Here is a 25,468-nt window from a genome sequence, read left to right as displayed (position 1 = left end):
CGCGTTCGGACGATCTTTTGATCTTTCGCTTGGGACTCAATTGTCTGGGGAAAGATCGCAGCCTCGTTGCACTCGACAGTTCCTACACAGCTCCTCCGGGCGCAAGCTCCCTCGCCACGGTGACCGTTTACAAGACAGATGGCGTGCTATCGACATCCTTGGGCAACCGCCCATCGATCACCCGATACAGCGCACTGTCCTGCGACCAATTGCGCATGAACCGCGCGCGATCCCGGGCGTAGGCCGGGGCAAAGCTGGCCAGAGTGCGGTGTTGGCACATGGAGTCGAGATCGATCAGCGCCCAGCGGTCGTGCTGCCAGAACAGGTTGTGGCCCTTGAAGTCGCCATGGCTGATGCGTTCGCGGATCAGGTCGGCGAACAACCGATCCAGTGCCAGCAACTCGGCCTCGGGCGCGTCACCGTTTTGCACGTAAGGGCCGAAACGCTCGATGATGTCCGGCCCCGCCAGGTGTTCGGTGACCAGGTAAGCACCACGGCGCAGCCACAGGAAACGCTTTTCCAACAACGCCAGCGGCTTGGGCGTGGCGATGCCGAGGAAGGTCAGTCGATGACCTTCGCGCCAGGAGTGCCAGGCGCGGCTCGGGCGCCAGAAGCGCTTGAGCCAATGGGCGAAGTTTTTGATGTTGTAGCGTTTGATCACCAAGGTGCGACCGTTCGCCTCGACTTTACCGACACTAGCGGCGCCACCGGTCTTGTACAGATGGCCCTGGTCGAGCAACGCATCAGCCTGTTCCAGCACCGGCGTCATGGCCGCTTCTTCATCACGACGGATCGCCCGCAGGCCAAACGCCCCGCGTTGCACGCTGAACAGGCTGCACTCGCGCCCGACTTTTTCGAGGAAATCCTTCAGGCGCCAGGCATACACTTTGTCGGTCTGTTTTTGCAGCGCTTCCATGGGCAGTGCGTGTTCGGCGTTGCCCAGCAGGTAATACACCAACAGTTCTTCATTGAACGGCTGGAGGGCTTTGGGGAGCTGGGCGAAAAACACCCCCAGGTTCTCCAATACTTTTTGCCGCGACAGCGGCTGCCCTGGGGTTTCAGCGCGGATACCGGCACCGTCGATCAAATAGAGCTTGCCGTCATGACGCAGCAGATTGTCCAGGTGCAGGTCTTCCTGCCACAGGCCTTTGCTGTGCAATTGCGCGATAGCGCCTAGGGCTTCGGCCAGCACCGCCACCTGCTCGTCGGCCAGCAATGGCAACTGCTCGACCTGTTTCCAGGCATCCCCCAGGCTCTCGGCGTCTTCAAGCAATTCGAACAACAACCAGCCACCTTCACCCTCTTTCAGGCCATCGGCCAGCAACAACGGCGTGGTCAGCCCCTGCTCTGCCAGCAGGCGCACGCCTTGCAGCTCTCGCTGGAAATGCCGGGCGGCCTTGTTGCCCACCAATAATTTGGCCAACACCGGCCGGCCACGCCAGACGCCAGCACCGACATAACGCTGGCCCGGCAACACCCGCAACAACGAAAGCAGTTGCAACTTCGCCGGGCCGGCGGCATCGACCAGTTCCAGGCTCAGGGGCAGGCTGGGGCTGCGGCCGGCATGTTTGAGTTCGGACAAATGCATCAACGGGCTTCCTTGTGGCTGCGCCGAGCGTTCAGACGGGTCATCCAGTTGTCGACCAGCCCACTGTCGAGCGGCTGATCCAGATAACTGGACAGCAACTGACGCACATCGGCATCACTCCAGACAGAGGCGCGACGCAGCAAAGGCTCCAGGTCCTTGACCCGATCACGCAGCCCGAACAAGAGCGGCCGGGTCTTTTCCAGGTCGATCAATTGCGCCTGATAGCCGTCAGCGGTGGCTTGCAGGAAGATGTGTTTTGGATAGAAGCAACCGTGCACCTGATGCATGCCATGCAGGCGCCGCACCAGCAAACCGCAGGCCTTGAGGATGGTGGTGCGCTGCACCGCCGCCAGGCTCGACCAGCGCTGCACCAGCGAATCCAGGTCATCCCAGCCATCCAGGGCACGGGTCAGCAGGATCGCCCGCACCTCTCCGCTCACCTTGCGCTGACCATAGAACGCCGCTTGCAGAGCGGGAATGCCCAGCTGGCGATAACGGCTGATGTTGCGAAACTCCCGGGAGAAACTTGGCTCGCCAAACGGATGGGACAAGGTCCGTGTCAGGTAATTGCTCTGGCGCTTGAGGTAATAACCCTGCCCCTCCAGGTCCAGCCGGAACACACTGCTCCAGCCGTCACCCGAGGTATTGGGTTCGTCCACCGCGTCCAATTGCCGCGCCCACAAGGCCTCGAAGCTGTCCAGGCCATGACGTTGCAACAACGCCCGGTCTTCAGCGGCCAGAAAATCAGTCATTCACGCCCCTCGAAAAATCTCACCACATGACGGATGCGTTTCTTGTCACACGCATCGAGCCGGTCGCACTGGCGGTATTGCAGGTAGAACCGCAGGCGCTGCGTGGCCGACAAATGGTATTTGGCCACTTTATCCAGGCACGCCAGATCCTTGGTAATACGGTACTTGAGCCAGAAGCCACGCCAGAAGGCCCCATTTGGACAGTCGATCAGAAACAGCCGCGAGCGGTCATCGATCAACAGGTTGCGCCACTTCAGGTCGTTATGGGTGAAACGGTGGTCGTGCATGGTCCGCGTGTAGCCAGCCAACTGCTGGCTCACGCCATCGACCCAGGCACGGTCGGCCAGCCTCGGGTCGCGACGCTCGGCCAAGGCCGAGAGGTCTTCGGTGTGCGGCAGTTCGCGGGTGATCATCGCGCCGCGGGCATAGGTCGCGCCATTTCGCTCCAAGCCCCAGCCCACGACTTCGGCGGTGGGGATGCCCCATTTGGCGAAGCGCTTGAGGTTCTGCCATTCGGACTTGACCCGCGGTTTGCCCAGGTAGCGTCGCAAGCCTTTGCCGGCCCCGACGTAGCGTTTGACGTAGTAATTCACGCCGTTTCGCTGCACCCGGATCACCTCTGACAACGGATCACGGGTCAAACGCTCCCCTTGCAGCGCGAAGACCGCCTCGAGGCTGCCAAAATCTTGCACCAAATCGGCGTAGGCCGGCTCCAGATTCCAACCCGACATCAGAGCGCGTCCCCGTATCGCTGCTTACGGGCATACAACTTGTTGGCCTTGCCTTCGAGCCAGGCCAGCAGCGAAGCCTCTTCGGCAAGGATCCGCCGTAGCGGTTGCTGGAAATAACCCTTGAGGAAACGCAGCTTGTCGCGCCGGGTCAGGCCGATGTCCAGCGCCGAGAAATACAGCGCCGCCAGGTCCTTGTTGCGCCAGCGAATAGTAATGGCCGGACGGGTCTGGGCACGGTGCAGGTCGATCACCGAAAGTTTGAAATCGGCAGGTGTTACCGGCTTGTCGGTATGCAGCAAGAAGTGGCAAATGTAGCAGTCACGATGGTTGACCCCGGCGCGGTGCATCATGCCGGTCATGCGCGCCACTTCGGCGATCAGGGCACGTTTGAGTGCCGGTTGCGGCGGTTGCTTGACCCAGTCGATGCTGAAGTCTTCGAGGCTGACGGTCGGCGCCAGCTCTTCGGTGACGATGAACGAGTGCTGGTCTGCCGGGTTACTGCCCTTCTCGCCGTATGCGACAGCCGTCATGGTCGGCACGCCGACTTCCTGCAAACGCTGGATCGCTTTCCATTCCTGCCCTGCGCCGAGTACCGGCAGCTTGGCGGTGAACAGGTTCTTGAAGATCTCGCCCCAACCGATGCCACGGTGGATCTTCACGAAAAAACCACGACCGTCCACCTCCGTGCGCAAGGTGCGCCGGGCTTCCAGTTCGCGATAGACCTCGCCCTTGAGCGCCTCGACTTCGGCGAACGCATCGCGCCCGGCCCAAAGGCTCTTGAACGGTTCGGCCAGCATCAACTTCATTGTGCGTGCTCCGCCAATATCACATCGGCCGCGTGCTGCGGCATGCTGTAGAGGTCGGCCGTCTCGGCGAAGGCCAGACCGTTGCGACTCCAGGCCGCCCGGGCATCGGCATCGTTCAACATGCGCCCCAGGTACGCGGTGAGCTGTGCTTGCTCGAACGGCTCGGCCAGCACCAGGCCACTGTCGGCTTCGGCGATGTAGTGGGCGTACCCACACACCGCGCTGACCAGCACCGGCAACCCGGCCACCAGTGCTTCGAGCAATACCGTGCCGGTGTTCTCGTTATACGCCGGATGGATCAACAGGTCGGCGCCCAGCAGGAAACGCGGGATGTCGCTGCGCCCCTTGAGAAACCGCACATTATCACCGAGCCCCAGTGCGGCGCTCTGCAGTTGGAATACCTTGGGGTCATCCTGGCCGATTACAAACAACCGGGTGCGTTTTCGCAATTCGGTTGGCAGCGCGGCCAGGGCCTTGAGGCTGCGATCCACGCCCTTGGTCTTGAACCCGGAGCCGATCTGCACCAGCAGCAGATCGTCATCGGCCAGCTCGAATTCGGCCCGGAACGCCGCACGGATCTCGTCGGCGTCGGCGGGCCGCCGCCGGTCCTGGGCGATGCCCGGCGGCAGCAAGTGAAAGCGCTCAAGCGGCGTACCGTAGTGCTTAATGAACAGTGGCTGCTGGACTTCAGAGATCATCAGCACATCGGTCTTGGCGTCCTTGGCGAACACAGCCCGCTCATACTCGGCGAAATGCCGGTAGCGGCCCCAGCGCCGGTACAACGAGTTGCGCAGGTTCTGCGCCTTGTCTTCGAAGCAGCCATCGGCGGCGTAGTACACGTCCAGGCCGGGCATTTTGTTGAAGCCGATCAAACGGTCCACCGGGCGCTTGGCCAGGTCGGCCTCCATCCACGCACTGAGCTTCTCGTTGCGGCGATGATTGAACAGCGCCTTGACCGGCGCCACCAGTACTTCGAAGCCGGGCGGCACATCACCTTCCCAGATCAGCGTGTAGACACGGATCTGGTGACCGCGTCGCTGGCATTCCAGGGCGATGCGCATGAAGTCACGCTGCAGGCCACCGAAGGGGAAGTACTTATAAAGGACAAAAGCCAATTGCATCAGCGCGGCTCCTCAGCCAATAACGTGCTCAGGTGGCTGGCAACACGCTCGGGGTTCAGACGCGTGAAGCACAAGGGCTGCTCGCGTTTCAGGTCAAACCGCCGGGCATCTTCGGCGGTCGGTGAGTAAGTGCATTGTTTCTGCATGCACGGCGCGCAAGGGAAATCACTGGCGAGGTGAATCTGGCCCTTGCCGTAGGCGCCGGTCAGCACCGGATTGGTCGGGCCGAGCAGCGAAATGGTCGGTACGTCCAAGGCCGCGGCCAAATGGCCGAGACCGGTGTCCACAGCCACGCAGGCCTGGGCACCGGCAAGCACCTTGCCCATCCCGCCAAGGTTCAGCTTCGGCAGCACCAAGGCGTTGCGCAGCCCGTTGGCGATGCGTTCGGCCCGGGCCTTCTCGGCGGGGTTGCCCCACGGCAGTTTCACCACCACGCCGAACTGCCCCATGCGCTCGGTGAGCTGGCGCCAGTAAAGTTCAGGCCAATGCTTGGACTCCCACGTCGTGCCGTGCAGGAACACCACGTAGGGGTAAGGGCGTGGCAATTCCACCAATCGGTCGATGTCGAGGCCATAGCTGCCCTGGGTCTGCGGCAAGTCATAACCCAGCGCCAGGGCGAATAACTGACGCACGCGCTCGACCGCATGCTGACCGCGAGCCACCGCCAGGCGCCGGGAATAAAAGCGCGCGGCCAGGGGCTCACGCGCCGAATTTTTATCCAGGCCGGCCACCGGCGCCTTGATGTAGCGGGTCAGCCAAGCGCTTTTCAGCAGACCTTGGGCGTCAATCACCAGGTCGTACTTCTCGGCGCGCACGCTCTGCTTGAAGCGTCGCCACTCGCCACTCCTGATGGTTTGCCAGAGGTTCTTGCGCCAGCGACGAATCGCCACCGCAATGACCTTGCCCACGGCCGGGTGCCAGGTGGGGATTTCGGCAAAGCCTTCTTCCACCACCCAATCGAACTTGATGCCAGGAATCGCCCGCGCCGCGTCGGTCAGCGCCGGCAGCGTGTGGACCACATCCCCCAGCGAAGAAGTCTTGATCAGCAATACCCGCAAGTTACCGGACCTCCACGGGAGTGCCCTGTAAACGCTCCAGGGCCTCGTTCACCGACGACGGCATGAGCTGACGCAGGCAATTGTAATGACCGAAGCGACAGGTGCGGTCGAAGCACGGACTGCACTCGATGCCCAGGCGCACGACTTCGACCTTGTCGGCCAGCGGTGGCGTGAAGCCCGGCGAGGTGGAACCGTAGACCGCCACCAATGGTCGGTTCAGCGCCGCGGCCACGTGCATCAGGCCGGAGTCGTTGGAGACCACCGAATCGGCGCAGGACAGCAGGTCGATGGCCTCGGCCAGGGAGGTGTCGCCGCTGAGGTTTACCGACTCTTCCCGAAGGCCCGGGATCAATCGCGAGCGGATGTCTTCGCCCACCGGGTGATCTTTTTTCGAGCCAAACAGCCAGACCTGCCAACCTTCGCGAATCTTCGCCTCGGCAACCTGGGCGTAATGCTCCGCCGGCCAGCGCTTGGACTCACCGAACTCGGCCCCCGGACACAGCGCCAGCACCGGACGATCCAGGCTCAGGCCGAACTTGGCCAGCGCCGCTTCACGGCTCACCGGGTCGATCGCAAGGCTCGGTCGTGGATAGGGCTTGGGCAATTCGGCTCCAGGCTCGTAGGCCAGGGCCATGAAGCGCTCGATCATCAGCGGATAACGTTCTTTGTCCAACGTGCGCACATCGTTGAGCAGGCCGTAGCGAAACTCGCCACGCCAGCCGGTGCGTTTGGGGATGCCGGCGAAGAACGGCACCAGTGCCGATTTCAACGAATTGGGCAACAGGATCGCCTGGTCGTACTGACCAGCCAGGGATTTGCCAATGCGTCGACGGGTCGCCAACTCCAGCACGCCGTGGCCGAGCGGGAAGCTCAAGGCTTTGCGTACCTCGGGCATGCGCTCAAGAATCGGCCGGCTCCACTCGGGGGCCAGGACGTCGATTTCGCACTGCGGATGACGCTGCTTCAGGCACTGGAACAGTGTCTGCGCCATCACCATGTCACCGACCCAGCTGGGCCCAACGATCAGAATATTCATGTGCTTTCCAAAAACGATACGGGGAGGCCTACGCCTCCCCGCCTCGAGAATCACTGTGGCTTAGGTCGTTGCCTGTTGCCCTAATCTACAACACACCACCCACAAGGGGTCTGCCTATGTCTTCAGCCCGGTGCAACACCGCAAATCCACTGCGGGAGCGAGCTTGCTCGCGATGAGGTCGGCACATTCAACATCAATGTCGCCTGACACTCCGTCATCGCGAGCAAGCTCGCTCGCACATTTAAATCTTCAGCTCAGGCCCAGCTCCCGCCAGATCCGCAGCACCTGCTGGCGTTCCTCCACGAACTGGTCGCCAGCAATCACCCCGGCATCTTTCTGCAAGGCCTGGCGGTGAGCGGCGGAGCGGTAGGCTTTGTAGGCTTCGCGCAACAGCGTGGCATCTTCGGCCGGCATCAGCCCGACCTCCTGCAACCCGTCCAAAATGCGGATGTTATCGGTGTAGCGCACCAGCGACGGGTGCTCCTCGGACCACGCCAAGGCCGCGTATTGCACCATAAATTCAATATCGACGATACCTCCGGCATCCTGCTTGAGGTCGAAGGGCGCCGAGGCCTCGAAGGCATTCGGCGCGGTCCCGGCGGCGGTGGCCTTGCTGCCAAGGTTATCGCGCATCTTGGCGCGCATGTCGCTGACCTCCTGGCGCAGCGTCGGCAAGTCACGCTTGCGTCCCAACACCTGGACGCGGACCTTCTCGAACGCCTGGCCCACATCCTGGCTGCCCACCAGCACCCGCGCCCGTACCAAGGCCTGATGCTCCCAGGTCCAGGCTTCATTCTCCTGGTAACGAGAGAACGCCCCAAGGGAACTGACCAGCAACCCCGACGCCCCGGACGGCCGCAGGCGCATATCCACTTCATACAACTGTCCAGAGTTGGTCTGGGCGGTCAGCAGGTGAATGATCCGCTGGCCGAGCCGAGTGAAGAACTGTGCACCGTCGATGGGTTTGGGGCCGTCGGTTTCCGCGTGCGGATCGCCATCGTGGATGAACACCAGGTCCAGATCGGAACCATGCCCCAATTCCAGGCCGCCGACTTTCCCATAACCGACAATAATGAAGCCCGGATCGCACAGGCTGCCGTCGGTGCGCAATGGCACGCCGTGCTTGGCGGTCGTCTGGCGCCAGGCCAGGGCCAGCACTTGTTCGAGCATCGCCTCGGCCAGCCAGGTCAGGTAATCGCTGACTTTCATCAGCGGCAGGCTGCCGGCGATTTCCGAGGCGGCCACCCGCAAGCGGTGCGCCAGTTTGAAATGCCGCAGCGCCTCCATTTGTTGCTCAAGGTCATCCTCGGGGATGCGCGTCAAGCGCTCACGCAACTCCGCCGCCAACTCCGGCGCCAAGGGCGGCTTGAACAGCCGGCCCTCGTTGAGCAATTCATCGAGCAGCAGGGGGAAACGGGCGATTTGCTCGGCAATCCACGGGCTCGCCGCGCACAACGTCAGCAAGCGACGCAGGGCGCCGGGGTTTTCCGTCAACAACACCAGGTAGGCCGAACGGCGGGCCACGGCCTCCACCAAGGGCAGCACCCGTTCCAACACCAGGTCTGGATCGGCATGTTCGACGGCCTGGGCCAGCAGGCGCGGAATGAAGGCATCCAGACGCTCGCGCCCCAGGCGCTGCATGGCGCGCAGCTGCGGGCTGCCGCGCAGGGCGGCCAAGGCCTTGAGGGCTTTGGGTGCATCGACGAAACCGCCCTCCTCCAACTGACGACACGCCGCCTCTTCATCCTGGCTGTCTTCCCACAACGGCAACCATTCGCCGCCCACCACCACTTCGCTTACGCCGCCCGCCTCTTCGTCCGGATCGGCGATGACCTGACCGAAATGCCAGGCCACACGCCCGCGCCAGTACATTAATTGCTCGTGAAAGGCCGGCCAGTCGGCAAAACCCAGCATGAACGCAATGCGCGCCTGGTCCTGCGGGTTGTCCGGCAACATCTGGGTCTGGCGGTCGGCAATGGCCTGGATCGCATGTTCGGTATAACGCAGGAATTCATAACCCTGGCGCAGCTCGTCGATCACCTTGGCCGGCAGATAGCCCTGACCTTCGAGGGTCCCCAGCACCTTGAGCAGTGGACGCTGCTGCAGGCTCAGGTCGCGACCGCCATGAATCAGTTGGAATGCCTGGGCAATGAACTCCACCTCACGAATGCCGCCCGAGCCCAGCTTGATGTTGTCGGCCATGCCCTTGCGCCGCACCTCCTGCTGGATCAGTTGTTTCATGGTGCGCAGCGCTTCGATGGCGGAAAAATCCAGGTAACGGCGATAGACGAACGGGCGCAGCATGTCGAGCAATTGCGCACCCGCTGCCTGGTCACCCGCCACCACGCGCGCCTTGATCATGGCGTAGCGTTCCCAGTCGCGGCCCTGGTCCTGATAGTACTGCTCCAAGGCATTGAAGCTCAGCACCAGCGCCCCGGCCGAGCCGTAGGGGCGCAGGCGCATGTCGACGCGAAACACAAACCCGTCGACGGTCATCGGGTCCAGGGCCTTGATCAGGCGCTGGCCGACACGGATGAAAAACTCCTGGTTATCGAGCGGTCGCTTGACGCCAACGGTTTCACCGCCCTCGGGGTAGGCGAAGATCAGGTCGATGTCCGACGACAGGTTCAGCTCCACGGCCCCCAGCTTGCCCATGCCCAGGATGACCATCTGCTGCGGCTCGCCACTGCGCCGCCCGGTGGGCGTGCCGAATTGCTGGCTGAGGCGCTGGTACAACCATTGATAGGCCTGGTCGATGCAGGTGTCGGCCATGTCCGAGAGGTCGCGACAGGTCTGGACCAGGTCGGCCTCGCGGTTCAGGTCGCGCCAAATGATCCGTACCTGCTGGCGGGTGCGCTGGCGGCGCAGGACGCGGCCCAGCTCTTCTTCGGTCTCGGCGGCCTGCACAGCGGCACCGATCTGCGCGCGCATTTCACCCGGCGCCAGGCTTCGGTCCAGTTCGCCGCTGCGCACCAGCTCCAGCAGCATCACCGGGTCACGGACACTCTGCTCGATGACAAAGTCGCTGGCGGCGGCGATACGGTTGAATGCCTCCCAGCGCTGCGGGGTCCAGGCCGACAGCCCGTGATCGTCGTCGAACAAGGCGACCACCGCACGGAACGACTGCTCGGCACGGCTGACCAATGGCTGGAGAATGACCGGTACTTCGGCAAGCGAGGGCAGGCTCATGGTCTATCCTTGATCGGCGCGGGGGAGGCTGGATGTAGTGTTTTGTCAAATGACACTACCCGATCGACTGTCGAACAAAGATGATAAATAGCTGAAATTCTGATTTTATTGGCAGCCGGCATCAAGTTTTTACCTGTTCGAGTTGGCCAAAGACCAACAGTAACGATTATTCTCACAACGAAACGAGGGGCCATAAGCCGCTCACGTGTAGTTTTACTACTCGTCTATACATTCGAAAGGCTGAAACGGCCGACGATTTGTAGTAAAACTACACGCCGCCGAAACAACCTTCGGCAATCCAAGAATTTATATCGTCTGCCCACAAGGCCAGTCGCAAACTCAGGCAACCGATTCTGGTAGCCTTTCCGCCCTGGAGCAAGCCATGCAAGACCTCGATCCCGTCGAAACCCAGGAATGGCTGGACGCCCTGGAATCGGTTCTCGACAAAGAAGGCGAAGACCGTGCTCATTATCTGATGACCCGTATGGGCGAACTCGCAACCCGCAGCGGTTCGCAACTGCCCTACGCCATCACCACGCCGTACCGCAACACGATCCCCGTTACCCACGAAGCACGCATGCCTGGCGACCTGTTCATGGAACGCCGCATTCGCTCGCTGGTACGCTGGAACGCGTTGGCCATGGTCATGCGTACCAACCTGAAAGATTCTGACCTGGGCGGTCACATCTCCAGCTTCGCCTCCAGCGCGACGCTGTATGACATCGGCTTCAACTACTTTTTCCAGGCCCCGACCGACGAACACGGCGGCGACCTGATCTACTTCCAGGGCCACGCATCGCCAGGCGTCTACGCCCGTGCGTTCATGGAAGGCCGCATCTCCGAAGACCAGATGAACAACTTCCGCCAGGAAGTGGACGGCAACGGCCTGTCGTCGTACCCGCACCCTTGGCTGATGCCGAACTTCTGGCAGTTCCCGACCGTTTCCATGGGCCTGGGCCCGATCCAGGCGATCTACCAGGCGCGCTTCATGAAGTACCTGGAAGCCCGTGGTTTCATTCAGCCAGGCAAGCAGAAAGTCTGGTGCTTCATGGGTGACGGCGAGTGCGACGAGCCGGAATCCCTGGGCGCGATCTCCCTGGCCGGCCGCGAGAAGCTGGACAACCTGATCTTCGTCATCAACTGCAACCTGCAGCGCCTCGACGGCCCGGTTCGCGGCAACGGCAAGATCATCCAGGAACTCGAAGGCGTGTTCCGTGGCGCCCAATGGAACGTCAACAAAGTCATCTGGGGCCGTTTCTGGGACCCACTGCTGGCCAAGGATGTCGACGGTATCCTGCAACGTCGCATGGACGAAGTCATCGACGGCGAGTACCAGAACTACAAGGCCAAGGACGGCGCGTTCGTCCGTGAGCACTTCTTCAACACGCCTGAACTCAAGGCGATGGTTGCCGACTTGTCCGACGACGAGATCTGGAAACTCAACCGCGGCGGCCACGACCCGTACAAGGTCTACGCGGCGTACCACGAAGCGGTCAACCACAAAGAGCAGCCAACCGTCATCCTGGCCAAGACCATCAAGGGTTATGGCACCGGCGCCGGCGAAGCGAAGAACACCGCGCACAACACCAAGAAAGTCGATGTCGACAGCCTGAAGCTGTTCCGCGACCGCTTCGACATTCCGGTCAAAGACAGCGAGCTGGAAAACCTGCCGTTCTTCAAACCCGAAGAAGGCAGCGCCGAAGCCCGTTACCTGGCCGAGCGCCGTACCGCACTGGGCGGTTTCGTGCCACAGCGTCGCGCCAAGAGCTTCAGCGTTCCGACCCCGCCACTGGAGACCCTCAAGGCGATCCTGGACGGCTCGGGCGACCGTGAAATCTCCACCACCATGGCTTTCGTGCGGATCCTTGCGCAACTGGTCAAGGACAAGGAAATCGGCCAGCGCATCGTCCCGATCATCCCGGACGAAGCCCGCACCTTCGGTATGGAAGGCATGTTCCGCCAGTTGGGCATCTACTCGTCCGTCGGCCAGCTCTACGAGCCAGTCGATAAAGATCAGGTGATGTTCTACCGCGAAGACAAGAAGGGCCAGATCCTCGAAGAAGGCATCAACGAAGCGGGCGCCATGAGCTCCTTCATTGCCGCCGGTACTTCGTACTCCAGCCACAACCAGCCGATGCTGCCGTTCTACATCTTCTACTCGATGTTCGGCTTCCAGCGTATCGGCGACCTGGCCTGGGCGGCCGGCGACAGCCGTACCCGCGGCTTCCTGATCGGCGGTACCGCAGGCCGGACCACCCTCAACGGTGAAGGCCTGCAGCACGAAGACGGCCACAGCCACATGCTGGCCGGGACCATTCCGAACTGCCGCACCTATGATCCGACCTACGGCTACGAGCTGGCGGTGATCATCCAGGACGGCATGAAGAAGATGACCGAAGAGCAGCAGGACGTCTTCTACTACATCACCGTAATGAACGAGTCCTACCAGCAGCCAGCCATGCCGGCCGGTGTCGAAGCAGGCATCGTCAAGGGCATGTACCTGCTCGAAGAAGACACCCGCGAAGCGGCGCACCACGTCCAACTGATGGGCTCGGGCACCATTCTGCGCGAAGTGCGTGAGGCAGCGAAGATCCTGCGTGAAGAGTTCAACGTCGGCGCCGACGTCTGGAGCGTCACCAGCTTCAACGAACTGCGTCGCGACGGCCTGGCCGTAGAACGCAGCAACCGCCTGCACCCTGGCCAGAAGCCGAAGCTGAGCTACATCGAAGAATGCCTGAACGGCCGCAAAGGTCCGGTCATCGCATCTACCGACTACATGAAGCTGTTCGCCGAGCAGATCCGCCAGTGGGTTCCTTCCAAGGAATTCAAAGTGCTGGGCACCGACGGTTTCGGCCGTAGCGACAGCCGCAAAAAGCTGCGTCACTTCTTCGAAGTCGACCGTAAGTTCGTTGTGTTGGCAGCCCTGGAAGCCCTGGCTGACCGTGGCGATATCGAACCCAAGGTGGTGGCCGAAGCCATCGCCAAGTTCGGCATCGATCCGGAAAAACGCAACCCACTGGACTGCTGAGGAGAATTTTCGTGAGCGAACTCATTCGCGTACCTGACATCGGCAGCGGTGAAGGTGAAGTAATTGAACTGTTTGTGAAGGTCGGCGACCGTATCGAAGCCGACCAGAGCATCCTGACGCTTGAATCGGACAAGGCCAGCATGGAAGTGCCTGCGCCGAAGGCCGGGGTCATCAAGAGCCTGAAAGTGAAGCTGGGCGACCGCCTGAAAGAAGGCGACGAACTGCTGGAGCTGGAAGTCGAGGGTGCCGCTGCGGCGCCTGAAGCGGCCGCCCCGGCTGCTGCCCCGGCCACGGCTGAAAAGCCTGCCGCCGCACCGGCTGCCGAAGCGGCTCCCACGCCAGCTGCTGCGCCTGCCGCTGCCACGGTCCAGGACATTCATGTCCCGGACATCGGGTCGTCGGGCAAGGCCAAGATCATCGAAGTGCTGGTCAAGGTGGGCGACACCGTCGAAGCCGACCAGTCGCTGATCACCCTGGAATCCGACAAGGCCAGCATGGAAATCCCATCGCCGGCCGCCGGAGTGGTGGAAAGCATCGAGATCAAGCTCGAAGACGAAGTCGGCACCGGTGACCTGATCCTGAAGCTCAAGGTCGCTGGCGCTGCGGCACCTGCCGCACCCGCCCAGGCCGCTGCGCCTGCTGCCAAGACCGAAGCGAGCCCGGCCCCAGCCGCCGCGCCTGCCGCCAAGGCCGAGGCGGCTCCAGCCCCTGTCGCCGCGCCTGCGCCAAGCGGTGCCAAGGTGCACGCCGGCCCTGCGGTGCGTCAGCTGGCCCGTGAGTTCGGTGTCGAGCTGTCCGCCGTCGGCCCAAGCGGTCCTCACGGTCGTGTGCTGAAAGAAGACGTGCAAGTCTACGTCAAGGCCATGATGCAGAAGGCCAAGAACGCACCGGCCGAAGGCGCCACTGGCGGCGCGGGCATTCCGCCGATCCCGGCGGTGGACTTCAGCCGCTTCGGCGAAACCGAAGAAGTGGCCATGACTCGCCTGATGCAGATCGGCGCGTCGAGCCTGCATCGCAGCTGGCTGAACATTCCGCACGTGACTCAGTTCGACCAGGCTGATATCACTGAGCTGGAAGCCTTCCGCGTCGCGCAGAAAGCCGTGGCGGAAAAAGCCGGCGTGAAGCTGACCGTGCTGCCCCTGCTGCTCAAGGCCTGTGCGCACCTGCTCAAGGAACTGCCGGACTTCAACAGCTCCCTGGCACCAAGCGGCAAGGCTGTTATCCGCAAGAAATACGTGCACATCGGCTTTGCCGTCGACACCCCGGAAGGCCTGCTGGTACCGGTCATCCGCAACGTCGACCAGAAGAGCCTGCTGCAACTGGCTGCCGAAGCCGCTGCCCTGGCCGAAAAAGCCCGGAACAAGAAGCTCACCGCTGACGACATGCAAGGCGCCTGCTTCACCATCTCCAGTCTCGGCCACATTGGCGGCACCGGCTTCACGCCGATCGTCAACGCGCCGGAAGTGGCGATCCTGGGTGTTTCCAAGGCCACCATCCAGCCTGTCTGGGACGGTAAAGCCTTCCAGCCGAAGCTGATGCTGCCACTGTCGCTGTCCTACGATCACCGCGTGATCAACGGCGCCGCCGCTGCACGCTTCACCAAGCGTCTAAGCGACCTGCTGGGCGACATCCGCACCATCCTGCTGTAACTCCGGGCGGCCCTCCTTGCGGAGGGCCATTCGAAGCACTGTTTTCCGAGCGCCACGCTCGTACCTCAACCCCGCTCGTTTGGCGGGGCTTTTTTTGCCTGAAATTCAGGCCAGGTGCATGGACGTTGGCTGTGCAGGCCCCATCGCGTGCAGGCTCGCACACAATGGATTTTTGGCGCTGCATAGCACTTGAAACTGATATCTCCCCCTGGGGCGAGCCTGCTCGCGATGGCGGTCTGTCAGGCAACCCGGCATTTTCCTACCCCGCAAGTTTTAAATGACTACGCCCCCAGTTAGTCATTACCCACAACTTGCGCCCCCTTCCCTATCGATATTTATGACGCGCCGGGCTTTAGCATCAAACCACCAGGCAACTGGATGCTTGCACTCCACCATTAACACTTCGAATGGACTCGAATATGTTCAAACCTACCGCTGGCCCCATTGTTGGCCACACGACAACGGATCACGCCCGGATATTCCTGCGGGGCGATCGCGGCAACAGCCGGGTATTCGCCGGTATTCGCCACCGACGCCAAGGCGATACACGTTGGTCGAAAGGGCATTTTGTCCAATTGAAGGCCTACCGCGATATGTCCGATGTCATCGTGTTGAATGGCCTTCAACCCGATACCGCCTACGAATACCAGGCCGGCTGGTTCAGCCCCCTGAGCCCGACCCATACCCTGGAAAGCGTCCAGGAGCTGCCGCTGCAATGGCCCAGCGACACCTACTGCTTACGCACGCCGGCCAGCAAAACCGATGCGCCACGCGCTTATATCGTGGGCTCTTGTCGCTACTTGCGAATCGCCGCCGGCACCCCGCTGCTACCGGGGCTTGGGGACCGCACCTTTGCCGGCATCAACCGCATCGTGGCGCAGGCCGACCCACCGATCAGCGCGGTATTGATGACCGGCGATCAGGTTTATCTGGATGACCTGAATGTCATCGGACCGGACCGGACCTATCAGAACATTCTTTTCAGATACCGCTCGGTATTTACTCAGCCGCATATCCGCAAACTGATGTCTGGCATCCCTACCTACATGATCCTTGACGACCATGAGATCGAAGACAACTGGCCCGCCAGGCACACCGGTAACGACGATGTTCTATACGCCAATGCCATGGCCGCGTATGAGCTTTATCAGGCCAGCCATGGCCCCGCCCATGAACTGTCGAGCGACGGAACATTAAACAAGTCGTTAACCCGCTACTGGTACACCTTCACCCACGGCGATACCCAATGGTTCGTCACCGACAGCCGGACGCAACGCAACCTGTCGGCGCACGATCGGCGCATCCTCGACGAGAAACAGGAGCAGTCCCTGCTCCAATGGCTCATCAACAGCCCCGCCCGGGTCAAACTCGTCGTGACCAGCGTCATGTTCTTCCCTGACAGCAGGCACGATGACGGCGATGCCTGGCAGGCCTTCCCGGAACAACGCCTGCGCCTGCTGGAAACCATACGCCGCCATCGGATCAAAAACGTGGTTTTCGTCTCGGGCGATGTCCACGGCTCCATGACCAGTCGCCTGCGTCACAGCGAAGATTCTGATTTCGAGGTCAACACCGTCGTTTCCTCGCCGTTCTACAACAGTAAATTGCTGCCTTTTGCAAAAGCTTCGGATTTTATTTTCCACAGGCCCATGGCCCGCACCAACAGCGGTGAATACCGCTATGAACTGACCAGCAAAGTGGTGAGCCAGGACAACTTCGCCCGCCTGCATATCACGGCGCAGAGCCTTCAAGTCACCTTCCACGACCGGGATGGCAACCCCTTGCAGACCGTCGACATCCCCCTGCAATGATCTTCCATGCCTTCTGATCGGTCGGCGACTGGAGAAATCCTCTCGTCGGCCGATAAAGGGTTTATAGCACTTGGCCTTCATCTCTCTTGTCAGCCAGTGCTGCAATGATGCAACCTTGCGCCAATCCGTAATAACGAGGGCGTCAGCCCGGCGCGATCAGCATTTTCGAAGCGAGTTTCCCCATGAAAAGCCAACCCGATGCCGCCAGCCGTATGGCGGCCGAGGTAGTGACGCAGTTACCGGTGCCCTCGCGGCTCGGAATGCTGCGTTTCGAACGGCTGAACGAAGCAAGCTGGGCACTGTTGTTCCTCGATCCCAACTGCGAGCGACACTTCGGCCTGCCGGCGGTAGAGCTGTGTTCGCTGGTCAGTGCGCCCTACGCCAGCTTGATGGAACCCGAAGCGCGCTATCAGTTGCACGACGCCATCCAGCAACAATTGGCCCAGGCCTCGCATTACCAGATTCGCTACACACTCCACACCGCCAAGGGCCCGATGAACGTGTTGGAGACGGGCGAAGCCTATAAGCAACACAATCGTCATCTGCTACGCGGTTACCTGCTGGCGGTGGACAATTTGCTGCAAGGCGAACCCTCCGTGCCGGCACTGGACCTGGAAACCCAGAATTCACGCCTGCAGATCGCCCTGGAACTGAACCAGCGCGCCCAGCAAGAACAGCTCCAGCACCTGGACCGGGTACGCGCCCAGCAGGACCTGATCCTGCTGCTGACCCGTCAACGCTACAGCGCCAACAACTCCCTGCTCGAAGCGGCTGAGCTCATCACCCGCAGCGCCTGCGACATTTACCAGATCGATTGCGCCAGTCTCTGGAATCTGGACGATGGCAAACTGGTACCGATTTCCGCCTACAACCGCGCGTCGCAGGAATATTTCCTGCCAGCGGTGATCGACGCCAACGACTTTCCCGACTACATGGAGGCGTTGCAAACCTGCCGCGCCATCGACGCCCACAATGCGATACGCGACCCGCGCACCCGGGAAATGGCCGAGAACCTGCGCGCTCGTGACGTCAATGCCATTCTCGACGCCAGCGTGCGTATCGACGGCCAAGTGGTGGGCGTGCTGTGCCTTGAGCAAGTGGGCGTTACCCGCGCCTGGCAGTCGGATGAAATCGCCTTCGCCGGCGAGCTGGCGGACCAGTTCGCCCAGGTCATCAACAACCACAACCGACGCACCGCCACCAGTGCCCTGCACTTGTTCCAGCGCGCCGTGGAGCAGAGCGCCAATGCGTTTTTGCTGGTCAATTGCGACGGCGTGGTCGAGTACGTCAACCCGAGCTTCACCGAGATCACCCAGTACACCACCGAGGAAGTCCACGGCCAACGCCTCTCGGAACTGCCGGCCCTGGAGAACCTCAGCGAACTGCTGTTCGACGCACCCTCGGCACTGGCCCAGAGCAATAGCTGGCAAGGTGAATTCAAGAGTCGACGCAAGAACCTGGAGCCCTACTGGGGCCAGTTGTCGATCTCCAAGGTCTACGGCGATAACCGCGAGCTGACCCACTACATCGGCATTTACGAAGACATCACCCAGACCAAACTGGCCCAACAGCGCATCGAGCGCCTGGCCTACACCGATAACCTGACCAACCTGGGCAACCGGCCGGCGTTCATTCGCAACCTCGATGAGCGCTTCGCCCGCGACAGTGATTCGCCCATCAGCCTGCTGCTGGTGGACATCGACAACTTCAAGCGCATTAATGACAGCCTCGGCCACCAGACCGGTGACAAACTGCTGATCAGCCTGGCCCGGCGCCTGCGCAACAGCTTGAGCCCCAGTGGCAGCCTGGCGCGATTTGCCAGTAACGAATTCGCGGTCCTGCTGGATGACACGGACCTGGAGGCGGGGCAGCAGATTGCCAGCCAGTTGCTGATGACCCTCGACAAACCCATGTTCGTCGATAACCAACTGATCAGCGTGACCGGTTCCGTGGGCCTGGCCTGTGCGCCGCTGCACGGCCGCGATCCACAGACCCTGATGCGCAACGCCGGCCTCGCCCTGCACAAGGCCAAGGCCAACGGCAAGCACCAGGTCCAGGTGTTCACCGAGGCGCTGAATGCCGAGGCCAGCTACAAGCTGTTCGTGGAAAACAACCTGCGTCGCGCCCTGACCCAGAACGAACTGGACGTGTTCTACCAGCCCAAGTTGTGTCTGCGCAGCGGCCGTCTGCTGGGCATGGAAGCGCTGCTGCGCTGGAACCATCCGGAAAAGGGCATGATCCGCCCGGACCAGTTCATCAGCGTGGCCGAAGAAACCGGCCTGATCATCCCCATCGGCAAATGGATCGCCCGTCAGGCTTGTCGCATGAGCAAACAACTGACTGCGGCCGGCCTGGGCAACCTGCAAGTGGCAATCAACCTGTCACCCAAGCAGTTTTCCGACCCGGATCTGGTCGCCTCCATCGCCAGCATTCTCAAGGAGGAACAACTGCCGGCCCGGCTGCTGGAACTGGAGCTGACCGAAGGCCTGTTGCTGGAAGCCACCGAAGACACCCACTTGCAGCTCGACCAGCTCAAGCGCCTGGGGCTGACCCTGGCCATGGACGACTTCGGTACCGGTTATTCCTCCTTGAGTTACCTGAAGAAATTCCCGATCGACATCATCAAGATCGATCGCAGCTTCATCCACGAAATCCCGGACAACCAGGACGACATGGAAATCACCTCAGCGGTGATCGCCATGGCCCACAACCTGAAACTCAAGGTCGTGGCCGAAGGCATCGAAACCGCCCAGCAACTGGCGTTTCTGCGGCGCCACCGCTGTGATGTCGGCCAGGGCTACCTGTTCGACCGGCCGATCCCCGGCGCCGAGCTGATTGAAAAGCTCACGCGTTACCCCCGCGGGCCGCTCGTCTGACGGCCGCAGCCCCCCATACGTCTATCCCTTCGCCAACGCTGCGTCTTTCTTAACTAATCGGCATTGGGCACACTGACGGTCTATTTCGCTCAACTCAATCTGACTGAGAGGACTGATAATGGTCTTGCGCTCGGAAATCCTGGTGAACAAAAACGTGCTCCCTACTCAAGAACAAGCCCTGCCTGGCCGCGAAACTCCGATGGCCGTGCCGGAAAAACACTTCGTCCACGACGCGCCGCTGCTGGGTCCGTTTGCCATGGACGTGGATTTCGCGATCTTCGGCCTCGGCTGCTTCTGGGGCGCAGAGCGCAAGTTCTGGCAGCGCGAAGGCGTGGTCAGTACAGCGGTGGGTTACGCCGGCGGGTTTACGCCGAACCCGACGTATGAAGAGGTCTGCTCCGGCCTTACCGGCCACAGTGAAGTGGTATTGGTCGTCTACGAACCAGCAAAGATCAGCTATGAGCAGCTTCTGAAGATGTTCTGGGAACTGCACAACCCGACCCAGGGTATGCGCCAGGGCAATGACATCGGCACTCAATACCGCTCGGTCATCTATGCCACCAACCGGGCACAACTGGCAGCGGCCGAGTACAGCGAGCAAGTGTTCCAGGCAGAGTTGACCAAGGCTGGCAAAGGCACCATCACCACTGCAATCGAAGAGGCACCGACGTTCTACTTTGCCGAGGCCTACCACCAGCAGTACCTGGCGAAGAACCCTGAAGGCTATTGTGGGATTGGCGGTACAGGCGTGACCTGCCCGATCTGACTTATAAGCCCCAGACCCAGTGCGGGCGCTGAGCTTTTGGGAGCAAGGCCTGCCCGCGATGCAAACACCTCGGTGCAACTGATAGACCAAGGTGATGCCTTCGCGAGCAAGCTCGGCTCCCACAGGGATTTGAGTCAATTGCAGTTCTGTGAACACCCCACAACCCATGTGGGGGCTTGCTCGCGAAGGTGTCCTTCCAGACGACCTGAATGCATCGGCTCAACGATCAGCTCTCAGCGATCAACCAATCCATCTGCCACCCACCCTGGGTCTGCCCTAGCTTTTTCGACAGCCATGGCAGCAGTTCACGCAACTCCTCCTCCAGTCCCCACGGCGGATTGGCAATCGCCAGGCCGGAGCCATTGAGGCTGTTGGGCGTTGCCAGTGGGTGCACCAGCAGTTCCACCCGCAACAGCTTCGGCGCGCCCGTGCCGGCTAGGTCCTGGTAGAAGCGGCGCAACATTCGCTGGTCCTTCACCGGGTACCAGATCGCTGCCACTGTCTGGCGCATCCGGCCAATGGCCTCCTTGAGGGAGGCGGCGCAGCGCTGCATCTCGTCAAGCTGCTCGAAGGGTGGATCGATCAGCATCAAGGCACGCTTCTCTGCCACCGGCAGCAGCGCCCGCGGCACATGCCAGCCCTCACCCAGGTGCACCGCCACGCGACGGTCGCCTTTCATGTTGTCCTTGAGCAACACGCCGTCTTCAGGGTGCTTCTCATTGAGCAGCACACGGTCCTGCGGGCGGGTCAGGCGCCGCGCCAGTTCCGGTGAGCCCGGGTAGTAGCGCAACTGCCCGTCCGGGTTCATCTCGTGCAGCACCTTCATGTAATCGGCGGTCAGCGGCGGTAGATCGCTCTCGCCCCACAACCGCGCAATGCCTTCCAGGTACTCACCGGTACGGTTGGCCTGGTCACCCTGCAGGTCGTACAGCCCGATGCCCGCGTGGGTATCGAGGTAGGCGAAGGGCTGCTCCTTGCGCGACATCAAGGCGATGAGGCGGGTCAAGGTCAGGTGTTTGAAGACATCGGCGTGATTGCCGGCGTGGAAGGCGTGGCGATAATTCATGGCGGCTCCTGCGAAGGGCGACGAGTTTACCTTGAAGCGCGGCAGACGTCAGGGGTTCGCAGCCCGGCGGACAGGTCGTCATCAGCCCAACTCACGCATCAAATACGTCTGCAATGGCGTCTTTTTCGCCGCAACCGGCTCCGATCGCTCAAGAAAGTGGGCAATCTTGCGCCGCAGGATGCTGCCGTCGACCCGCTCGAACAAATACGGATGCTCTTCACCCAGCCAGGTGAGCAAGTTGTCCAGCAGACAGTCCGTCGGCCCCTCCGTCATTGCGTCCAACAGGGCGGCGGGCACTTGCCACCAGGGAAAAGCCTGAGCCGGCCGCTGGCCATTTCCCTCGACGTCAAGGGATTGTCCGTTGATCAGGCAACGCCTGATGACCGGCAGAGTTGCCCGGCCTCCACCTCAGGCGATTGCAGGATCGACCGCATGAAGCGCCCATCCCAGAAACGCAGGAAGACTGGCTTGCCGTCGGGCAACAACACCTGTGTGAGCCCTCGCAAGTGTTCGGCAAAGGTTTCCTGGCTCACACACGAAACCGCCAGCCAACCCCAATCGAGGGAGTCGGTGGCGGCAATCCAATCAAGAAACCCACTGTCTGCGCTGACCAGCCCGACATAGGGCATGACCGTTTCCCACTCGGCGTACGGCGTATCGGCCCAGATCGGGCTGGCGGTCGAGTTCATCGAGCGCCTCCAGGCTGACAACGCCCCGGCGCTACTGGCATTGCTGAAAATGGCGAAAAGTTGCTCGGAGGCCTGCAAGGGGTGGCCCTCAAGCCAGGCGCAGGGAGATTGATCGCTGTTCATGGACGCCCCCGGACATCGACAGGGTTGTGAAAGACCAACGGCGCTGCACAGGCGCCGCTTCTGCAACGCTCACATTCCTCGCAGAACGGTGCCGGGCCTTGGAAACTGAGGACCTGTGCAAGGGAAAGCGCAGGCGCCACCGCGGCGACCAGCTTCTCGGCGCGGCCTGGAGAGCCGGATGTCGCGCTCATGACCGCCATCGGCGCCCCACCGACCTCAATGGGTACGCTGCTGGAAATCCCGCCGGCGCCGACCATGGGTAAGACGCTGCTCATCGGCCTTGAGCTCGTGCCGTGCCGTACCGGCGACAACGATGCTGCGTTCGTGATCGACCTGCACCCGCTGGTCATGCAGCACATGCTGGGTCCAGTTTCGCTGGGCCCGCAGGTAGATCTCCTCGGCCCCCTTGCGGTCTTCGATGCGCAATTCGTTGTAGCCGCCCCTACCGGGACTGCTCTGGCTGCGCCATAGGCTGCGGGTCTTGTCTGCCGGCAGGTCCAACGGCACCGGGTTGGCGCCGTTGGGCAGGCACCCGACGACCAACGGCTTGTCCACGTCGCCATCGATGAACCCCACCAGAACCTCCATCCCGACTCGAGGGATCATCACCGCGCCATAGTGATCGTGGGCCCAACCTGCGGCCACACGCAGCCAGCAGCTGGAATGCTCATCGCATTGACCGTCGCGATCCCAGACCAGTTGCACCTTGACCCGTCCGAATTCATCGCAATGGATCTCGCTGTCGACCGGCCCGGTCACCACCGCCGACTGATAACCGTGGGCGCGGGGCTTTTCGTGATGCACGGGCGGCCGAAAGAACACGTCCCTGGGCGTGGCGAGAAAGGTATTTTTGTAGCCCTGGAATTCATCCGGACCGGCGGCTGTTTCTTCCAGCACCTGTGGTTGACGGCCATGATGGTCGATCTGCGTCAGAAGCCAGAGATCATTCCACAGCTCCCGGGGATGATCCTTGATGCGCATGAAATATCCGCTGACGAAGGCGCTTTCATCGCTGCCGCCTTCTGCCACGCAGTGGCCGGCGCCATGGCGCTCAAGGACACGCCGGGGCAGATGCTTGCCATCGTCACGGGCAGAGAAACCGCCGGGATAGTGATAGTCCTCGAGCACAGGGCGCTGCCGATTGTCGTGGTGGGTTTGCAGTAACAAGCCGGGCTTACGGAAGTCGTAGTCGCGCAACGTCACAGCAGTGGTATGGGTCTGGAGCCGCACCGCCAAGCGCTTGATGGCCGGCCCGGCGGCAGCCATGCCGCTGTCCGGCAGGTACAGCGTTGTCTCGGGCAGGCGGGGAAACACCGTTTGGTCGTCACCGAACACCAGCAGATGGCCATCAGGGCGGTGCCTGAAGTGATAATGAATGCCGACTTCGGCGCAGATCCGCTCGATGAAGGCCAGGTCGCTTTCGCCATACTGCACACAATACTCGCGCTCGGGGTATTGCCCACCAAGCGTGAACTGGCAGGCATCCGCCAGGATTCCGTGCTCCTTCAGCACCCGGGCGACGATATCGGGCACGCTCAGGTGCTGGAAAATTCGCTGGTTGATGCGATGACGCAAGTAGGCCAGGCGGGGCACCAAGCTGATCTGATAACGGGTCAGGCGTTTGCCCGAATCCCCCTGGGCCACGCTGTAGACCTGACCGTGTATGCCACCGCCCACAGCATCGAACCCCAGAAATGCCTGGCGATGCAGGAGCTCTTCCAGCGCCAGGTCAGGCCGCTCGCTGACCAGTTCCAGGTCGAAGCGATAGGGCTGGCTGATGGCTTCCTTGCCCTTGAACTCGAGCACCTTGAGTTCATTCGGCCCACTGTCGAGTGTCAGCGTGAAACGCGGTGGGATGGCAGGCGGGAACGTCCAATGTGCCTCTGCGAAGTGGAGGCGGGTGATTCTGCACGAGCGATAGGGGAATGGATTGGAGGTCAGGAAAAACAGATTTCCCCTACAGCCAAGAAGCTAAAAGCCGTAAAACCTGATGCATTTTCCGATAGACATTCAAAGCATCGCGGACAACCGCAGCTACCCTGCAAACGAATCAACAGATTCTTGCAATGTGGCCGATTTCTGGGCAGTGGTGACCGTGATAACGTGCCACGGTCGCAAAAAAGCAAAGGACGCACGGCATGACGACACGCTACGCAAAAATCGCAATGACCCTGGCGCTCGCCGCATTCGCCTTCCTGACCGTGCTCAATAACGTCACGGACTACAGCTCCAACTTCAATTTCGTCCACCACGTACTGAGTATGGATACCACCTTTCCCGACAATGCCGCCCGGTATCGCGCCATCGATCACCCCTGGATGTGGCACAGCGCCTATTGGCTGATCATTTTCGGTGAAGCACTGACGGCGGGGCTTTTGAGCTACGGCACACTGGAGCTGTGGCAGGCACGCCAGGCCGAGGCCGCGGTTTTCGCCCGCGCCAAGCGATGGGCCGTTGCCGGCCTGACGATGGGCTTCTTCGTCTGGTTCTTTGGTTTCATGGTCGTCGGCGGCGAGTGGTTCCTGATGTGGCAATCAGAAATCTGGAATGGCCAGGACGCTGCGTTCAGGTTCTACATGGCGATCCTGGGCGCGCTGATCTTCGTCAATCAGGCGGATGCCAACGTGAATTGAGGTAGGAGTTAATAGTGAGATTCGCACATGTGTCATACGACGTGCTTGACTTGCCACGCCTGTTATTTGGCAATAGGTTTTTAATAAAAAAATATAAAAACTGTCAGGACTGACAGTATCTGAAAAGCCAAAACATTGAAATACTTCCTACGGAAACTCTGAAAAAGACTTCCTGATTTGGCAAAATTACCGGACACCAGTCGCCGAGCTTTTCAATGATGAAACAGATGACCTTCGCCGATGCCGAGTACGCCGGCAAGCGCAAGCAGACCCGCAAGGAGTTGTTCCTGATCGAGATGGATCAGGTAGTGCCTTGGAAAGGCTTGATCGCCCTGATCGAGCCGCACTATCCGAAGGGCGAAGGTGGTCGTCCGGCCTATCCACTGATGTCGATGCTGCGCGTGCATCTGATGCAGAACTGGTTCGGCTACAGCGATCCGGCGATGGAGGAAGCGTTGTATGAGACGACCATCCTGCGCCAGTTTTCGGGTCTGAGTCTGGAGCGAGTCCCGGACGAAACCACGATTCTCAACTTCCGTCGTCTGC

At 61.3% G+C, this 25,468-nt stretch carries 16 protein-coding genes and 2 pseudogenes; 7 read left to right on the top strand and 11 right to left on the bottom strand.

Translation table 11 applies throughout. The annotated features are described in order from the left end of the window. Nucleotides 1-127: 127 nt before the first annotated feature. The 8 genes from AACY42_RS07560 to glnE all read right to left on the bottom strand — a co-directional run bounded on the left by AACY42_RS07560 (nt 128) and on the right by glnE (nt 10,281). Nucleotides 128-1,588, bottom strand: coding sequence for a lipopolysaccharide kinase InaA family protein (locus tag AACY42_RS07560; RefSeq protein ID WP_339478296.1), 1,461 nt, complete (start codon nt 1,586-1,588; stop codon nt 128-130). Further along, on the bottom strand, nt 1,588-2,340 hold the full coding sequence (locus tag AACY42_RS07555) for a lipopolysaccharide kinase InaA family protein (protein WP_339478294.1): 753 nt from the start codon (nt 2,338-2,340) through the stop codon (nt 1,588-1,590). Before AACY42_RS07555 ends, AACY42_RS07560 begins: the two co-directional genes overlap by 1 nt. Beyond that, complete coding sequence (locus AACY42_RS07550) at nt 2,337-3,071, bottom strand: lipopolysaccharide kinase InaA family protein (protein ID WP_339478292.1); 735 nt, start codon at nt 3,069-3,071, stop codon at nt 2,337-2,339. The genes AACY42_RS07555 and AACY42_RS07550 overlap by 4 nt, the downstream gene beginning before the upstream one ends. Continuing rightward, nucleotides 3,071-3,877, bottom strand: a complete 807-nt coding sequence (gene rfaP, locus AACY42_RS07545; protein WP_339478290.1) for a lipopolysaccharide core heptose(I) kinase RfaP — start codon at nt 3,875-3,877, stop codon at nt 3,071-3,073. The genes AACY42_RS07550 and rfaP overlap by 1 nt, the downstream gene beginning before the upstream one ends. Next, nucleotides 3,874-4,998, bottom strand: coding sequence for a glycosyltransferase family 4 protein (locus AACY42_RS07540; protein WP_339478287.1), 1,125 nt, complete (start codon nt 4,996-4,998; stop codon nt 3,874-3,876). The genes rfaP and AACY42_RS07540 overlap by 4 nt, the downstream gene beginning before the upstream one ends. Next, entirely contained in the window at nt 4,998-6,056 is a 1,059-nt protein-coding gene (gene waaC / locus AACY42_RS07535; RefSeq protein WP_339478285.1) for a lipopolysaccharide heptosyltransferase I, read from the bottom strand. Before waaC ends, AACY42_RS07540 begins: the two co-directional genes overlap by 1 nt. A gap of 1 nt (nt 6,057) precedes the next feature. Next, nucleotides 6,058-7,092, bottom strand: a complete 1,035-nt coding sequence (gene waaF, locus AACY42_RS07530; RefSeq protein WP_339478284.1) for a lipopolysaccharide heptosyltransferase II — start codon at nt 7,090-7,092, stop codon at nt 6,058-6,060. 249 nt (nt 7,093-7,341) lie between these two features. Then, entirely contained in the window at nt 7,342-10,281 is a 2,940-nt protein-coding gene (gene glnE / locus AACY42_RS07525; RefSeq protein ID WP_339478283.1) for a bifunctional [glutamate--ammonia ligase]-adenylyl-L-tyrosine phosphorylase/[glutamate--ammonia-ligase] adenylyltransferase, read from the bottom strand. Nucleotides 10,282-10,663: 382 nt separating this feature from the next. Here glnE and aceE point away from each other — a divergent pair, with 382 nt between their 5' ends. The 5 genes from aceE to msrA all read left to right on the top strand — a co-directional run bounded on the left by aceE (nt 10,664) and on the right by msrA (nt 20,411). Then, a complete protein-coding gene (gene aceE, locus AACY42_RS07520) occupies nt 10,664-13,309 on the top strand; it encodes a pyruvate dehydrogenase (acetyl-transferring), homodimeric type (RefSeq protein WP_339478280.1) in 2,646 nt (881 codons plus the stop codon). A gap of 11 nt (nt 13,310-13,320) precedes the next feature. Further along, nucleotides 13,321-14,958 carry a dihydrolipoyllysine-residue acetyltransferase gene (aceF, locus tag AACY42_RS07515; protein WP_339478277.1) on the top strand — a complete coding sequence of 546 codons (1,638 nt, stop codon included), beginning with the start codon at nt 13,321-13,323 and terminating at the stop codon, nt 14,956-14,958. A 419-nt stretch (nt 14,959-15,377) separates the two neighbouring features. Beyond that, nucleotides 15,378-16,769 carry an alkaline phosphatase D family protein gene (locus AACY42_RS07510; RefSeq protein WP_339478275.1) on the top strand — a complete coding sequence of 464 codons (1,392 nt, stop codon included), beginning with the start codon at nt 15,378-15,380 and terminating at the stop codon, nt 16,767-16,769. Nucleotides 16,770-16,951: 182 nt separating this feature from the next. Continuing rightward, nucleotides 16,952-19,645 carry a putative bifunctional diguanylate cyclase/phosphodiesterase gene (locus AACY42_RS07505; protein ID WP_339478272.1) on the top strand — a complete coding sequence of 898 codons (2,694 nt, stop codon included), beginning with the start codon at nt 16,952-16,954 and terminating at the stop codon, nt 19,643-19,645. 118 nt (nt 19,646-19,763) lie between these two features. Then, nucleotides 19,764-20,411: a peptide-methionine (S)-S-oxide reductase MsrA gene (gene msrA, locus AACY42_RS07500; RefSeq protein ID WP_339478271.1), complete on the top strand. Its 648-nt coding sequence runs from the start codon at nt 19,764-19,766 to the stop codon at nt 20,409-20,411. Between the two features lie 226 nt (nt 20,412-20,637). Here the strand turns inward: msrA and AACY42_RS07495 are convergent, their stop codons facing one another. The 3 genes and pseudogenes from AACY42_RS07495 to AACY42_RS07485 all read right to left on the bottom strand — a co-directional run bounded on the left by AACY42_RS07495 (nt 20,638) and on the right by AACY42_RS07485 (nt 24,194). Next, nucleotides 20,638-21,477, bottom strand: a complete 840-nt coding sequence (locus tag AACY42_RS07495) for a 23S rRNA (adenine(2030)-N(6))-methyltransferase RlmJ (RefSeq protein ID WP_339478269.1) — start codon at nt 21,475-21,477, stop codon at nt 20,638-20,640. 81 nt (nt 21,478-21,558) lie between these two features. Continuing rightward, nucleotides 21,559-22,289, bottom strand: a pseudogene (locus AACY42_RS07490) (DUF4123 domain-containing protein). Then, nucleotides 22,286-24,194, bottom strand: a pseudogene (locus tag AACY42_RS07485) (type VI secretion system Vgr family protein). Before AACY42_RS07485 ends, AACY42_RS07490 begins: the two co-directional pseudogenes overlap by 4 nt. Nucleotides 24,195-24,427: 233 nt before the next feature. On the opposite strand from AACY42_RS07485, the gene AACY42_RS07480 reads away from it, so the two are divergent. Continuing rightward, nucleotides 24,428-24,922 carry a DUF2165 family protein gene (locus AACY42_RS07480; RefSeq protein WP_339478267.1) on the top strand — a complete coding sequence of 165 codons (495 nt, stop codon included), beginning with the start codon at nt 24,428-24,430 and terminating at the stop codon, nt 24,920-24,922. Between the two features lie 218 nt (nt 24,923-25,140). Next, nucleotides 25,141-25,468: transposase (locus AACY42_RS07475; RefSeq protein WP_339478266.1), on the top strand; the 328-nt coding region annotated here is incomplete at its 3' end.

The organism is Pseudomonas sp. RL_5y_Pfl2_73, assembly GCF_963970515.1.
GTDB lineage: Bacteria > Pseudomonadota > Gammaproteobacteria > Pseudomonadales > Pseudomonadaceae > Aquipseudomonas.
This window is presented reverse-complemented; position numbering and strand designations above follow the sequence as displayed.

Bases quoted from the DNA above. Each gene is read 5' to 3' on its own strand.
- AACY42_RS07510 (WP_339478275.1), top strand. From the start codon at position 15,378: ATGTTCAAACCTACCGCTGGCCCCATTGTTGGCCACACGACAACGGAT.
- AACY42_RS07505 (WP_339478272.1), top strand. From the start codon at position 16,952: ATGAAAAGCCAACCCGATGCCGCCAGCCGTATGGCGGCCGAGGTAGTG.
- AACY42_RS07480 (WP_339478267.1), top strand. From the start codon at position 24,428: ATGACGACACGCTACGCAAAAATCGCAATGACCCTGGCGCTCGCCGCA.
- rfaP (WP_339478290.1), bottom strand. From the start codon at position 3,877: ATGAAGTTGATGCTGGCCGAACCGTTCAAGAGCCTTTGGGCCGGGCGC.
- msrA (WP_339478271.1), top strand. From the start codon at position 19,764: ATGGTCTTGCGCTCGGAAATCCTGGTGAACAAAAACGTGCTCCCTACT.
- AACY42_RS07540 (WP_339478287.1), bottom strand. From the start codon at position 4,998: ATGCAATTGGCTTTTGTCCTTTATAAGTACTTCCCCTTCGGTGGCCTG.
- AACY42_RS07555 (WP_339478294.1), bottom strand. From the start codon at position 2,340: ATGACTGATTTTCTGGCCGCTGAAGACCGGGCGTTGTTGCAACGTCAT.
- waaF (WP_339478284.1), bottom strand. From the start codon at position 7,092: ATGAATATTCTGATCGTTGGGCCCAGCTGGGTCGGTGACATGGTGATG.
- glnE (WP_339478283.1), bottom strand. From the start codon at position 10,281: ATGAGCCTGCCCTCGCTTGCCGAAGTACCGGTCATTCTCCAGCCATTG.
- AACY42_RS07560 (WP_339478296.1), bottom strand. From the start codon at position 1,588: ATGCATTTGTCCGAACTCAAACATGCCGGCCGCAGCCCCAGCCTGCCC.
- AACY42_RS07495 (WP_339478269.1), bottom strand. From the start codon at position 21,477: ATGAATTATCGCCACGCCTTCCACGCCGGCAATCACGCCGATGTCTTC.
- aceE (WP_339478280.1), top strand. From the start codon at position 10,664: ATGCAAGACCTCGATCCCGTCGAAACCCAGGAATGGCTGGACGCCCTG.
- AACY42_RS07550 (WP_339478292.1), bottom strand. From the start codon at position 3,071: ATGTCGGGTTGGAATCTGGAGCCGGCCTACGCCGATTTGGTGCAAGAT.